Annotated in this window: 15 protein-coding genes; 6 read left to right on the top strand and 9 right to left on the bottom strand. The window is 68.4% G+C overall.

The annotated features are described in order from the left end of the window. Positions 1–41 precede the first annotated feature (41 nt). Positions 42–404 carry a hypothetical protein gene (locus IEY60_RS19520; protein WP_189030316.1) on the top strand — a complete coding sequence of 121 codons (363 nt, stop codon included), beginning with the start codon at positions 42–44 and terminating at the stop codon, positions 402–404. A gap of 25 nt (positions 405–429) precedes the next feature. Here IEY60_RS19520 and IEY60_RS19515 read toward each other — a convergent pair whose 3' ends face one another. From IEY60_RS19515 to IEY60_RS19505, 3 genes are all read right to left on the bottom strand, one after another. Next, entirely contained in the window at positions 430–1032 is a 603-nt protein-coding gene (locus tag IEY60_RS19515; protein ID WP_229739959.1) for a hypothetical protein, read from the bottom strand. A gap of 39 nt (positions 1033–1071) precedes the next feature. Then, positions 1072–1347, bottom strand: a complete 276-nt coding sequence (locus tag IEY60_RS19510; RefSeq protein ID WP_189030312.1) for a hypothetical protein — start codon at positions 1345–1347, stop codon at positions 1072–1074. A gap of 161 nt (positions 1348–1508) precedes the next feature. After that, complete coding sequence (locus IEY60_RS19505) at positions 1509–1970, bottom strand: DUF6194 family protein (protein WP_189030310.1); 462 nt, start codon at positions 1968–1970, stop codon at positions 1509–1511. Positions 1971–2031: 61 nt separating this feature from the next. Between IEY60_RS19505 and IEY60_RS19500 the strand changes: the two genes are divergently transcribed. Beyond that, complete coding sequence (locus IEY60_RS19500) at positions 2032–2739, top strand: MerR family transcriptional regulator (RefSeq protein WP_229739958.1); 708 nt, start codon at positions 2032–2034, stop codon at positions 2737–2739. Positions 2740–2746: 7 nt separating this feature from the next. On the opposite strand, the gene IEY60_RS19495 is transcribed toward IEY60_RS19500, so the two are convergent. Next, positions 2747–3256: a pyridoxamine 5'-phosphate oxidase family protein gene (locus tag IEY60_RS19495; protein WP_189030306.1), complete on the bottom strand. Its 510-nt coding sequence runs from the start codon at positions 3254–3256 to the stop codon at positions 2747–2749. A gap of 221 nt (positions 3257–3477) precedes the next feature. Here IEY60_RS19495 and IEY60_RS19490 point away from each other — a divergent pair, with 221 nt between their 5' ends. Next, a complete protein-coding gene (locus IEY60_RS19490; protein ID WP_229739957.1) occupies positions 3478–3681 on the top strand; it encodes a hypothetical protein in 204 nt (67 codons plus the stop codon). Then, positions 3674–4090: a type II toxin-antitoxin system VapC family toxin gene (locus IEY60_RS19485; RefSeq protein WP_189030302.1), complete on the top strand. Its 417-nt coding sequence runs from the start codon at positions 3674–3676 to the stop codon at positions 4088–4090. The genes IEY60_RS19490 and IEY60_RS19485 overlap by 8 nt, the downstream gene beginning before the upstream one ends. Before the next feature lie 14 nt (positions 4091–4104). Here IEY60_RS19485 and IEY60_RS19480 read toward each other — a convergent pair whose 3' ends face one another. The 4 genes from IEY60_RS19480 to IEY60_RS19465 form a co-directional block, all read right to left on the bottom strand. Further along, complete coding sequence (locus tag IEY60_RS19480) at positions 4105–5910, bottom strand: alkyl/aryl-sulfatase (RefSeq protein ID WP_189030299.1); 1806 nt, start codon at positions 5908–5910, stop codon at positions 4105–4107. Positions 5911–6082: 172 nt separating this feature from the next. Next, the gene (locus IEY60_RS19475; RefSeq protein ID WP_189030297.1) at positions 6083–7774 is read right to left on the bottom strand and encodes a SulP family inorganic anion transporter; all 1692 of its coding nucleotides are present in this window, start codon (positions 7772–7774) and stop codon (positions 6083–6085) included. Between the two features lie 4 nt (positions 7775–7778). Further along, the gene (locus IEY60_RS19470; protein WP_189030295.1) at positions 7779–8438 is read right to left on the bottom strand and encodes a GAP family protein; all 660 of its coding nucleotides are present in this window, start codon (positions 8436–8438) and stop codon (positions 7779–7781) included. A gap of 59 nt (positions 8439–8497) precedes the next feature. Then, positions 8498–9379 (bottom strand): NAD(P)-dependent oxidoreductase, encoded by an 882-nt coding sequence (locus IEY60_RS19465; protein WP_189030293.1) that lies wholly within the window; start codon positions 9377–9379, stop codon positions 8498–8500. Between the two features lie 273 nt (positions 9380–9652). Here IEY60_RS19465 and IEY60_RS19460 point away from each other — a divergent pair, with 273 nt between their 5' ends. Together IEY60_RS19460 and IEY60_RS19455 are read left to right on the top strand one after the other, a co-directional pair. Beyond that, positions 9653–10645: an adenylate/guanylate cyclase domain-containing protein gene (locus IEY60_RS19460; protein WP_189030291.1), complete on the top strand. Its 993-nt coding sequence runs from the start codon at positions 9653–9655 to the stop codon at positions 10643–10645. Positions 10646–10686: 41 nt separating this feature from the next. Then, on the top strand, positions 10687–11457 hold the full coding sequence (locus tag IEY60_RS19455) for an RluA family pseudouridine synthase (RefSeq protein ID WP_229740019.1): 771 nt from the start codon (positions 10687–10689) through the stop codon (positions 11455–11457). A gap of 140 nt (positions 11458–11597) precedes the next feature. Here the strand turns inward: IEY60_RS19455 and IEY60_RS19450 are convergent, their stop codons facing one another. Continuing rightward, on the bottom strand, positions 11598–12776 hold the full coding sequence (locus IEY60_RS19450) for an NAD(P)/FAD-dependent oxidoreductase (RefSeq protein WP_189030286.1): 1179 nt from the start codon (positions 12774–12776) through the stop codon (positions 11598–11600). Between the last annotated feature and the right edge of the window lie 16 nt (positions 12777–12792).

Genomic DNA, 12792 nt, shown 5'->3' with positions numbered 1-12792 from the left:
AGCTCTGCCGAAGATCAACTTGACACCGGAGGAGTTTCCATATGAAACAAGCAATTGTGGCCGCCGCACGCGTCGCGGCCGCTGGTTTTTCGGGTATTGCCGCTGTTGTGCTCATCGGCTCGGGCTCCGCGCAGGCGGCGCCGCAGGATTGTGTTGTCTCGCGAGATCTTTTCGGCGCGTCGGCGACGTGCCAACCTGACGGCGGCGGAAGCAACTATGTGCTGAAGGTCGAGTGCTTCGGGCTCTACGCCAACGGGCCGTTCCCGCTGTACGGCGTCGGTCCCTATACGTCCCTCAGCTATCCCTTCACTCCGGATGGCCAGCGCATCAGCACCGGCTGCACGGGGATGGGGCCCGGCGTTGTCGCCGTGGCCACCAACGCCTCCGTCATCTACTACGGCTAGGCCGGTTTCGAAGGCCCTCGGCGGTTCAGAACTTGCCCGTGTGGTGCTCGATTCGGTGGCCGAGTCGAGCACCCAATTCGGTGATGAATTCGTCGGTCAGTGGGGGCCAGCCCCAGAAATCGAAGGCGAGGCTTCCGAGGGCGAAGCAATCAGCCCAGTTCCATTCGGTAATCGGGCTCGTCACGGTGCAGGACAGGCAAGTCGCCGATCCTGCACCGGTTTCTTTCCAGGCATCGATCGCGGCGGAAAATGGTTGCCACACAGCCTTATCGGCTTCCCACCGCTGTGGGTAGTCGATGATCACGGTCGTGGCCTCGCACCGCGGGCAATCGACCGCGGACGGCTCGATCGCGCCCTGCCCCGGATAGTGGGCATCCCGGCCGACGATGACGGCGACCGGACCTGGCATCCAGTCCACACCCCATTCCTGGGCGATCTGAGCCCAATCAGGCCCTGGCACATACCCTTCGTCGACCTGCAGGCTGTACATCGTGTCGCCGGACATCTCCCGCGACAACCACCCCCGCGACACCATCCAGTCCACCGTGCGCTCGGCCAGCGCGCCCGCGTCCGCGGCCGTCACCTCGAGGTCGACGATGCGTTCGAAATAGTCACCCACGCGCCGCATCCTGCCACCGGGGTCCGACAGCCGCGCCTCCTCACGGCCTCACCGGCGGCGCCGGGCGGTTACGAGCAGGCCGATGCCCGTCGACAGGGCGAGGACGACGGCGACGGTCAGCATGATCAGCGGCGCTGTTGCCGCGGCCTCGGCGCTGGTCGCGCCACTGCGGCGGATCAACAGGGCCGCGAGCAGTGGGCCGACCATCGCCAGGCCTGCTGCCGTCAACAGCAATCCGCCGGTCGTCAGTTCGACGGCACCCAGGGGCGAACCCGCATTCCTGGAGCGAGATCCGGTGCGTAGCAAACGTTGGTCGACGGTCATGATCTCCCCTTGCGTTCACCCACTCAGATATGCTTCTGAACTGGTTTCAAACGGTACCTTGCCGACACCTCGAGCGGCGTGAGGCGAGACCCGAATGCGGCGGAAACCGGCATCAGCAATCAGGTAGCGACCAAAAGTGTTCCTTCGTTCGCAGGATTGCATCAGCCGTGTCGTCGTTCGACACGAGCTCGGGCGCGTGCGTGGGCGTTCCGCATGAGGTCACGGACCACCGCGTCCGTCCGCTCGCCGGGATCGACGACGGCCAGCCAGCCCGCCGAACCGTAGACGGGATGGGCGATCACGGTGTCGGTGACGCTCGCGTCCACGTCGTCGGGACCGCGGCCGGGCGCGTGGCCCGACCACTCGATGAAGGTTTCCCGACCTGCGGCGATATTGAGCCGGAAGGTGCCGGGCCGATCGAGTCGTGAGCTCCGGTCGTCCGGGTAGTCCTTGGTGACGACGGTGGCGAAGGGCTGGGACGTGGTCGGGACGACGCCGTCGGGTGCGTAGTAGAAGAACGAGTCGCCCCAGCTGATCTCCGGCCATTCGCCGCCAGAGGTGGGGTTCAGGTGCAGGACGCCGCCGAGGCCGGTCACGTAGTCGATGATGTCGTCTATCGTCATGATTCGAGCGTCTCATTCAAGTGCTTGTGTGGACTTTTCCACCGACGACGAGGAGTTTTTGGTGGCAAACCTCAACTCACCGGTCGGTCGCACTGTCGACGTCGCCCGACGTGCGGGGTACTCGGTCCAGCAGGTGCGCAATCTCGAACGCGACGGCGTGCTGCCACCCGCGGACCGTTCGCCGGGCGGGCACCGGCTCTACCGGGAGATCCACGCGCGGTCGGCGCTCGCCTATCGGGCACTCGCGGCGGGGGTCGGTCCGGTCGAGGCGAAGCGCATCATCCGGGCCGTGCACGCGGGCGAACAGGCACGGGCGCTGGCGATGATCGACGCCGCGCACGCCGGCCTGCACACCGAACGCGTCGACCTCGAACTGGCCAGACAGGCCGCCGAAGCTATTGCCACAGAGCCGATCACGGAGGTGCGCGGTTCCGATGCGATGAGCATCGCCGAGCTCGCCACCGCACTTGGTGTGCGCACCTCGACGTTGCGGCATTGGGACGCAGAGGGTTTGGTCGTTCCCGGCCGATCGGCCGCGTCCGGTGGTGCGCGCCGGTACTCGCCCGAGCAGGTCCGCGACGCCAGGATCGTCCATCAGCTCCGTCAGGCCGGCTACCGAATCGAGCAGGTACGCAAGGTCGTTCCCGAATTCCGGCAGCACTCCACGCAGGTGCGAGAGGCGCTGACCGCCAGAGAAGCCGCGATCACAGCCCGCTCGCTCGCCCTCCTCGACGGAGCCGCGGCACTGCGCGAACTGCTCCCCAGCTGACGCCGGATCAGGGCGCGGGGGCCTCCGCGGTGCTGCCGGACAGCGGCATGGCAGGCAGCCCGAGCTTGCGGTGGTCCCAGGAGCGCACGCGTGTCGGCTCGACCCGCACGACGACGCGGTTGTGCATCATGGCCTCGACGAACGGCCTGACCTCGGGGCTGTACGGGCCGACGTAGCGCTCGTAGATATCGATGCCCGCCTTCCAGTACTCCTCGTCCTCGGTGTCCTCGATGAGATGGGCGATGCCCTCGATCGATACGCCGCGCAGCTGGTCGTAGGTGTCTCCGGCCTCGGCCATGCAGGTGATGGTGGGATCGCGACGCAGATTGACCGCCTTCTGCGACTTCGACTTGGTCTCGAAGTAGATGACACCGTCGATATGCCCGAACCACATCGCCGTCAGATGCGGCTTTCCGTCCGCGTTGAGCGTGGCCAGCGTGAGTACCCGGCTGCGGTCGAGGAACTGCGCGATCTCCTCCGCACTCATCTGCACCACGGCTCGCTGCTTGATACCCACCGACGCCCACCTTCCAGGTCATGCCAATTCCCGCCGACCCTACCGAGCCGGCTGAGGCCCCGAACCGGAACACGAGAACATCGCGCCCGGATGCGGCGCTTGGCCGATGTGAACTGAGCTGAACTCTCCGGCTTCTAGCGACGTATAGCAAGCGTTGCTATCCTGGTGACATGACTAGGACGATCACGCAAGCCGAGCTGCGAAACGGCAGTGCGGGTGTGATGGACGCGCTCGAGGCGGGCGACGATTTCATCATTACCCGAAACGGACATCCGGTCGGTGAGCTACGTCCTATTCGTGCGCAGCGTGATGTGGCGACCGCCGAGTTGAAAGCGCGGTTCGCACGCTTCGCGGCGGCGGGCGCCGCTGCCGAGGAGCGCGCGGAGATCGACGCCGTGTTCGGCGAGGATCGCCTCGATGACTGAGACGCCGAACGAGCGGCACCCTGTCGGCCTGCTCGATACCTGCGTTCTCATCGATATCGCGGGGATCGACGACGCCAAACTTCCGGTGCGTTCGCGAATCAGCACGGTCACGCTGGCCGAGCTCGGGCTCGGCATCGCGTTGGCAAGCGATCCGAAGACACTGGCGCTTCGCACCGAGCGCTTGCTCGAGGTAGAGCATGCCTTCGACGCGCTGCCGCTGTGTTCGGCGGCGGCCCGCAGATTCACGACGATGGCAAAGCTCGTTGTCGCGGCAGGCCGAAGTCCCAAGCCTCGCAAGATGGATTTGATGATCGCGGCAATCGCGTCGGCGAACGATCTTCCGCTCTACACCGCCAATGTCGACGACTTCGCCGGGCTCGACCCTGTTCTGACGGTGGTTCCGGTCTGACATGACGATGCGGCTCAGGGGGTGACGATCGCGAAATTCGGGTCGGGGTTGTCCAGCAGGCCGAACAGGCGCTGGAGGACGGTGGGGTCGCCGGTGTGGTCGATGCCATCGAGGCCCTTGCCCGCGAGGATGCCGAGCAGCTGTGGCTTGGTGAGGTTCAGGGTGAGGTCGATGTCGGCCTTCGAGCGTGGGTCGATCGTGCGGATCAGGACGCCGTTGGACAGGGTGAGGCGCATGACCGTGTCCAGGTCGGCGAAGTGCCACTCGATCCGGAACGAATCCTGCGCCGCGCGTGGGCCGTTCACCCGGATCGCGAGGGTGTCGAACAGCTGCTCGATCGACAACGCGGCGGCCATTCCGCCGCCCAGATTCAGCGGGGTCGGACGGACGCCGTCGCGCAGTTCGTGGTCGCCGGTGAGGTAGAAGCATCGCCAGGTGGCGTTCTCGGCGCCGAAGCCCAGCTGCTGATACGTCTGCGCGAGTGCGGCTTTCGCGTCGGCGTTGTCCGGCGCGGCGAACACCGCGTGCTTGAGCAGTTCGGCGGCGAAGCGCAGATCGCCGGCGTCGGCATAGGCGCGGCCCTTCTCGATCACCGTGTCGATCCCGCCGATGGTCTCGACGTAGCGGACCGCCTTCTCCTGCGCGGGCCATTCCCACAGTGAGCTCGGGTTGCCGTCGAACCAGCCCAGATACCGCTGGTAGACGGCCTTGACGTTGTGGCTGACCGACCCGTAGTAGCCCCGCGCGCTCCACGCGTCGGCCAGACCGGACGGCAGTTCGATCACCTCGGCGATCTCCGGGCCGTTGAGCCCTTCGTTCATCATCCGCAGCGTCTGATCGTGCAGGTACATGTAGAGATCGCGCTGCAGCGACAGGAACGCGACGATGTTGTCGGCACCCCAGGTCGGCCAGTGGTGCGAGGCGAACGCGACATCGGCGTCGATGGCGAACATCTCGATCGCCTCGTCGATGTAGTGCGACCAGATGCGCGGGTCACGGATCTGCGCGCCGCGCAGGGTGAGCAGGTTGTGCAGGTTGTGGGTCGCGTTCTCGGCCAGACACAGGGCGCGATGGCGGGGGAAGTAGAAGTTCATCTCCGACGGCGCCTCGGTGCCCGGCGTCATCTGGAACACGATCGGGACGCCGTCGACGGTCTCCTGCTGGCCGGTGTGGGTGATGTCGACCGTGGGTGGGATCAGGCCGAAGGTACCGGTCGAGCCCTGGATGCCGAGTCCGGTGCTGCATTGTCCCTGCGGTCCCGGCGTCATCCCCATGCCGTACATGTAGGTGCCGCGGCGGGTCATCGCCACGCCCGCGTAGACGTTCTCGGAGACGGCTTCCTCCATGAACCCCGCCGGCGCGAGGATCGGGATGTCGCCGCGCCCGTCGGGCAGCACACCGTCGACGCCGCCGAAATGGTCGCCGTGGGAATGGGTGTAGATGACGGCGGCGACCGGCCGATCGCCGCGCTCCTCGCGGTACAGCTGCAGCCCCGCCGCGGCGCACTCGGCCGAGATGAGCGGGTCGATCACGATGATGCCGGTGTCGCCCTCGACGATCGTCATGTTGGAGATGTCGAAGCCGCGGATCTGATAGATGCCGTCGACGACCTTGTACAGGCCGTTCTTCACGCAGAGCTGGGCCTGCCGGAACAGGCTCGGGTTCACCGTGTCCGGGCACGGGCCGTCGAGGAAGCTGTAGCCGCTGGTGTCGAACACGACCGTACCGTCGGCCTTGGTGATCCGCATCGGCGTCAATGTCGCGATGAACCCGCGATCGGCATTCTCGAAATCGGTGCGATCCTGGTAATCCAGCGCCATCGGAAATCAGCTCCTCAGCTCGGTCTACACGTCCACCCGATGCTCGGCGAGCCACCTGGTCCCCGCATCACCCACCGCGGATGAATTCCCCCGGTGCGCGACGGCCGCGGGTCGGACCTGGCCATCTCCGCCACCGGCCTGACCGGAGCCCGCGCAGATTCGCTGGTCGGCGTCAGTTCACCGGTGGGTGTTCGGGTAGGTCGGCTGCCGCGGCGGCGACGGTGGGATAGATGCCGATCGGGGTGTCGCCTGCTTCGGCTGAGCCGAGTACTTGGCCGAACTGGGCAACCGAGCGGGCGATGCGGAAGTCGATGCGCTTGTGCGCCAGGGCATTGCGCAGGTCGAGGAGCATTTCGGCGGCGGTGACGTCGAGGGCGGGTGAGGTTTCGGCGTCGAGGACGACCAGGCGGGTGGCATCGGTGCACAGGTCGTCGATGCGGGTCTTCACGTAGTCGGCGTTGGCGAAGAACAGGGCGGATTCGACGCGGACCACCAGCAGATCGGGACGCGGGGTGAGGTCGGGGTGGCGGGCCGTGTCCACCCACAGGGAGCCCTCTTTCGCCAGCGCCGCGACGTGCGGCTGGGACGCTCGGTAGACCAGGAGCAGCACCGAGACGCCGACGCCGATGAGCAGGCCGGGCAGCGTGTCGAACAGCAGCACGCCGACCATGGCGGCCATGGCGGCGAGGAAGTCGGCGCGGGCCGCAGGGCCGTAGATGCTGGCGAGCAGCTGGGTCCAGACCCGGTAGAGGCGGCGCAGGGCGGCGATGTCGACGAGCTCGATCACCGCGGCGATCACCACCGCGGCCAGCGTCGCCTCGGGCAATTTCTCGAACAGGCCGGTGAGGAACAGCAGGGTGAGGACGGTGAGCGCGGCGACAACGAGCCCGCTGAGCTGGGTCTTCGCGCCCGCACCACCGTTGACGGCGGTCTTGGAGAGACTGCCGTTCACCACCATGCCCGCACCGAGGCCCGACCCCAGATCGGCGGCGCCGAGGCCGAACAGCTCCCGATTGGCGTCGATGGCGTAACCCGACTTGGCCGCATAGGTTTTCGCCGCGCCGAGCCCCTCCGCGAAACCGATCAGCAGCACGCCTATCGCCGGGCCGAGCAGGTCGAGATAGTCGTCGAAGCCGATACCGTCCGGCAGGCCGACCGAGGGCAGACCCGCGTCGATGTGACCGACGATATCGACGCCCTTGTCGTCGAGCCCGAACAGCTGCACCGCGATGATCCCGAGCAGCACGGCGAGCAGCGAGCCGGGCACCAGCGGCAGCCAGCGCTTCACGCCGAGCACGATCACGAGGCTGAGCAGGCCGATCAGCAGGGTGCGCCACTGGGCGTCACCGAGATTTCGGATGACGCCCCAGGCCTGTTCGAAGAAGTTGCCGTCGTGCTTGTCGACGCCGAACAGCTTGGGCACCTGGCCGATGATGATGGTCAGGGCCAGGCCGACGATGAAGCCCTTCAGCACCGGCTCGGAGATGAACGCGGCGATGAAACCGAGCCGGAGCAGCCCGGCCAGCAGGCCGGCGATGCCGGTCGCGATGGCCAGCGCCGCCGACAGCGCGATGTAGTGGCCGCTGTCGGCGCCTGCCAGCGGGGTGATGATCGCGGCCGACAGGGCGGCGGTCGCCGACATCGGGCCGACGACGAGGTGCCGCGAACTTCCGGCCAGGGCATACAGGACCAGCGCGGGCACGGCCGCGTAGAGGCCGACGACCGGCGGCACCCCCGCGATGGACGCGTAGGCCAGCGCCTCCGGCACCAGCACCGCCCACACCGTGAGCCCGGCGACGACATCGGGCCGCAGCCAGGCACGCTGGTAGCCGTGCAGTGACGTGAAGATCGGCAGCGCTCTCATGCCGTCAGAGTCCGCCGATGCCCTTGCCCACCACGACCGTGCCCATCACCAGCAGCACGATCGCCATCACCGCGTGATTGTTGGCCTGCAGCCACTGCCGGGCGCTGTCGAGGGCGGGGCCCAGTTTGTCGGCGGCCAGCGCGTATCCGATCACCACCGCGAGCACCGTCACCGAAGCGAGCAGGGTGAACACCGCGATCGCCACGAGGTCACCGCCCGCGCTCAGCCCGGCGGACCCGATGGCCACACCGGCGGACAGGCACAGCAGCAGGTTCTTCGGGTTCACCCCGGACAGCAACGCACCCAGACCCGCGGCCTTGACCACGGTGAGGCTGTCGATCGCCTGCATCCAGGCGGGTACCGAGGTGTCCGACCTGGCGTGCCACTGTTCGGCCGCGAGCACGAGAAGCAGCACACCCAACACGATCTCGAGCCACGACGCGACCGCCGACGGCTCCTTCTCGCCCGAACCGCCCAGTGTCCCGGCGAGCAACGTCACCACCGCGGTCACGGCCAGAATCCCCCCGACCCAGCCGACCGCGAACCCCTTCGCCGCGCCGCCCGCGTTCTTGGACAGGATCATGAGAATGGCGGCGACGATGGGGATCGGCGAGATCGCCACACCCACCGCCAGCGGAAGCAGATCACCGATGACTGAGCCCATGCGGTCACGCTAGGTCTACTGAGTGGGACCGCGCGTCACACATTGTGGGTGAGATCTGCTCAGCGTGCCGCGGTGATCAATTCGAACAGGGCGGTGATGCTCTGGTCGCCGCGGCCCTCGTCGACGGCGCGGCTCAGGAGGTCGTGCATGGTGGAGTGCCAGGACAGGTCGACCCCCGATTCGGCGGCCAGCTGCACGTCGTCGACGAGGGCGGTGTGGAACAGCTCGACGCTCGAGCCCAGGCGGGTGTAGTCCTTGGTGTCGATCTCCGCGGCCAGGATCGGCAGCAGCGACTCGATCATCTGCAGCCACTTCACCGAATACGGGACCATGGTCCGTGCGGGCAGGCCACGGGCGGCCAGGATCGCCGCGCCGTCGAGGAAACCGAGCAGCGCGGGTAGCAGGGTGGCGCCGACGGCGGATTCGTAGAGGGCGGCCAGATCCGGCTCGGCGCCGAGGAATTCGAGGTCACCACCGAGCGTGCGCAGGGTCTCGGAGTGCTGGTCGAAGACCCCGCGGTCGCCGCCGAAGTACAGCAGCGTGTCCGGGTCGCCGACGGCCGACGGCACGTTCTTGATCGCCCCGCCGAGGTAGCGGGCGCCGGCGCAGTGCGCCCAGTGCGCGAATTCCCTCGCCTGGAGCGGTATTCCGCTGTTGAGCGTGATGACGTCGCGGCCCGCGATGACATCGGCGGCCGGACCCAGGCTCTCGCGGGTGGCGTCGAAGGTGGTCAGGCAGGCGATGATCAGCGAACTCGCCTCGACGGCGTCGGCGATGTCGCAGTGGGCTGTCGCGCCCGCGGCGGCCAGTGCCGCGGTTCGCTCGAAGCTGCGGTTCCAGACGTGCGTCGGGTATCCGGCGGCGAGGAAGGCTTGGGCGAGGGCGCTGCCCATCGATCCGGTGCCGAGCACGGTCACCGAAGGTCGTTGCACTGAGGTCATTCGCGGCTCCGATCACTGCGCGGCGATCGGGTGACCGTCGCGGTGATCCGAGTGTCGGCGGGCCGCGCGCGGGCCGACAAGTACGCACTTTTACCGTCAGTTGCTCACCTTCAGGTAATCCATCTGGTCACGGCCGCGCCCGTCGGCGGGCTGTGCCGGGCGTCACCCGCCGAGCTGTCTGCACCGCCGAGCCGAACGGCCGGTATTTGTGATGGTCTCCAACGTCGGGTCGGGCTGACCTGCGGCGCGAGCGCGCGTCGTAGAGTTTCGCTTATGCCGGATGCCGAGATGACCGAGTTGGTGCAGCGCAGCGTCGAGGAGGCGTTGCTCGGCGGGCCGCGGCGCTACACGCGGACGCAGGTCGCCGAGCAGTCCGGCGTGCCCGAGACGGAGTCGCGGCGGTTGTGGACGGCGCTGGGGTTCCCGGCGAACGAGGACAACGAGGTCGACTACACCCAGCTCGACATCACCGCGGTCACCAACTTCCGCAGCATGAAAGTCGTTGCCGACTCCGATATCCGGCAGCAGGCCGCCGCGGCGCGCACCATCGGTCAGGGCATGGCCAGGCTGGCCGAATGGCAGGCCGACCTGGTGCTGGCCGAGATCAAGGCGCGGGCGGTCGCGGCCGATCCGGCGATCCCGCTCGACGAGCGGATCAGGACAGCCACCGAATCCACGATGGCGAGCATCGAGCAGTTGCAGTCGTATGTGTGGCGCAGGCACCTCGCGGCGGCGGCAGCCAGGGCGATCGACGCCGAGGCGGGCGAGGACTCGATGCGGACGCTGGCCGTCGGATTCGCCGACATGGTCGGCTTCACCCGGCTCACCCGGCACCTGCATCCCGACGAATTGTCCACGCTGCTGGAGGCTTTCGAGTCGACCACCACCTCGGCGATCACCGACAACGGTGGCTGGGTGATCAAGAACGTCGGCGACGAGGTGATGTTCGCGGCCGAGACCGCGGCGGACGCGGCCCGGATCTCGCTGGCCATCCAGGAGTCGACGATGCTGGTCGGCGGCACCCCGGAACTGCGGGTGGCCTTCGCCTACGGCGAGGTGCTGCAACGCTTCGGCGACCTGTACGGCTCGGTCGTCAATATCGCCGCGCGACTCACCGGCGTGGCCAGGCCGGGCAATATCCTCATCGACGACGCCGCCGCCGAGGCGCTCGACGGTCACCCCGAATTCGCCATCCGGCACCTGCGCAGCGTGCGGGTGCGCGGGTTCAACCGGCTGCGCCCGCACCGGCTGCGCCCGGCCTCCTAGCGCGCGGGCGGCACACCCTTCTTTAGGGTGTCGTGGTGGAGATGGACTGGCAGAGCGTGCGCGAGCAGTACACCGTGTTCGCCGACGACGCCGTGCTCGCGCTGAACAAGCCGGCCGGGATCTCGGTGACCGGGGAGCGGCACGACACCGACCTGGTCGAGCTCGCGCAGGCGGCGGGCACCCAGCTGTATCCGGTGCACCGGATCGACAAGGTCACCTCGGGGCTGGTCCTGCTGGCCGTCGATCTGGCCGCGCACGGGCAGCTGACCAGGCAGTTCACCAAGCAGACCGCCCGCAAGGCCTACCTGGCGATCGTGTCGGGCACCGCCCTGCCCGAGCGCGGCGAGATCGATCTGCCGCTCAGCGTCGGCCGCAAGAACCGGGTGCGGATCGCGGCGCCGCGCGAGGCGATCCGGCGCGAGGGCGAGCGCTGGTTCGTCGACGAGGCCGACCTGCTGCCCGCGAAGAACTATCCCTCGCTGACCAGGTTCGCCACCGTCGCCGAGCACGGGGACCACACGCTGCTCGCCATCACGCCGGTCACCGGCCGCCGCCACCAGATCCGCGTCCAGCTGGCCTGGATCGGTCACCCGATCCTTGGCGACCCGCTGTTCGACCGCACGGCCACCTTCCCCCGCACGCACCTGCACTCCTGGCAGCTGCGCCTCGACGCCGACTGGCTCACCCCGCCGGTCCTCGATCTGCGGGCCACCCCGGGCCCCGACTTCTGGACACCGCTGGCCGCCGACCCGGACGCGGCGGAGCAGTTGCTGCGCACCGCGTCCGAGCGGCTGGCCGACCTCACCGGCTGAGACCCGGCGAAAATCCGACCCGACCGGCTGGACCGACCGCCCCACTCGGCCCGGACATGGTCGCCGATCACGACACCACCCCGGCCGACCGACCGCGCCGGGCACGAGGCGAGCGGCCGGACTGCCGACGTCGCCGAGCGTCACGAAGCGACGAGCTGGTCCGCTTCGGCTTCGGTCGTGACGACCCGGCGGCGACGGCTCGGCATCATCAGGGTCGGGTGGCCGACGCTCCAGGCGGCGCCCGCGCAGATGAATTCCTTGACGCGGGCGCCGAGCCGGCCGGTCAGCACGGTGGAGGTCGGCTGGTCGTCGAAGGTCACCTTCTGGAGGATGCCGTCGCGACGGCCGAGGCTGATGCACTGCGTGGCATAGCCGATCTGCTCGTCGGGGACCGGCCGACCGGTCAGGCGCGCGGCGATGGCATCGCCTGCCCGCCACGCCATCGGGCTGCCGGTCGCGCATGCCATGCGCAGCGGCACGCCGCCGGGACCGTCGGCGAGTGCGGCATCACCCACGGCGTAGACGTCGGGGTGCGAGACCGAGCGCATGGTGGCGTCGACGACGATCCGCCCGGTGTCCGAGACCGTCAGCGTGGTGGCGGCGGCGATGGGGTGCACCGCGAAGCCCGCGGTCCACACGGTCAGCGCGGCCGGAATCTCCGTGGCGCCCGCGACCACGGCGGTCGCGGTGACGCGGGTGATGTCGGCGTGATCGTGCACCGTGATACCGAGCCGGTCGATCACCTTCTTCAGGTGCTGTTGCGCCTTCTCGCTCAGCCAGGAACCGACACCGCCGCGAGCGGCGATCGACACGGCCAGATCCGGGCGGGCCTCGGCGATCTCGGTGGCGGCCTCGATACCGGTCAGGCCACCGCCAACGACAACGACCGGCGCGCCTGCGGACAGTTCGGCCAGCCGGGCCCGCAGCCGCAGCGCGGCCTGCTTTCCGGCGAGGCTGTGGGCGTGCTCGGCGACGCCGGGGACGCCCTGATCGGCGCCGGTGCTGCCCAGCGCGTAGACGAGGGTGTCGTAGGCGATGGTCTGGCCATCGGCCAGTGCGACCTGCTTGCGCTCGGCGTCGACCGCGGTGACCCGGTCGATCACGACCTGCACGCCGGTGCCCGCGTAGACCTCGTGCAGGGGGCGCTTACGCAGCTCCTGGCCGGTCGCGAGCTGATGCATGCGCACCCGTTCGACGAAGTCGGGGTCGGCGTTGACGAGGGTGATCGTGACGTCGTCGCGATGCAGCCGCTTCGCGAGACGCCCGGCGGCGATGGCTCCGGCGTACCCGGCTCCGAGGACGACAATGCGGTGCTTCATGGCTCGCTCCTATCGG

The organism is Nocardia rhizosphaerihabitans (genome assembly GCF_014646295.1).
Lineage (GTDB): Bacteria > Actinomycetota > Actinomycetes > Mycobacteriales > Mycobacteriaceae > Nocardia > Nocardia rhizosphaerihabitans.
Note: the sequence above shows the minus strand (reverse complement) of the source record. Positions and strands in the feature narration are given on the sequence as shown.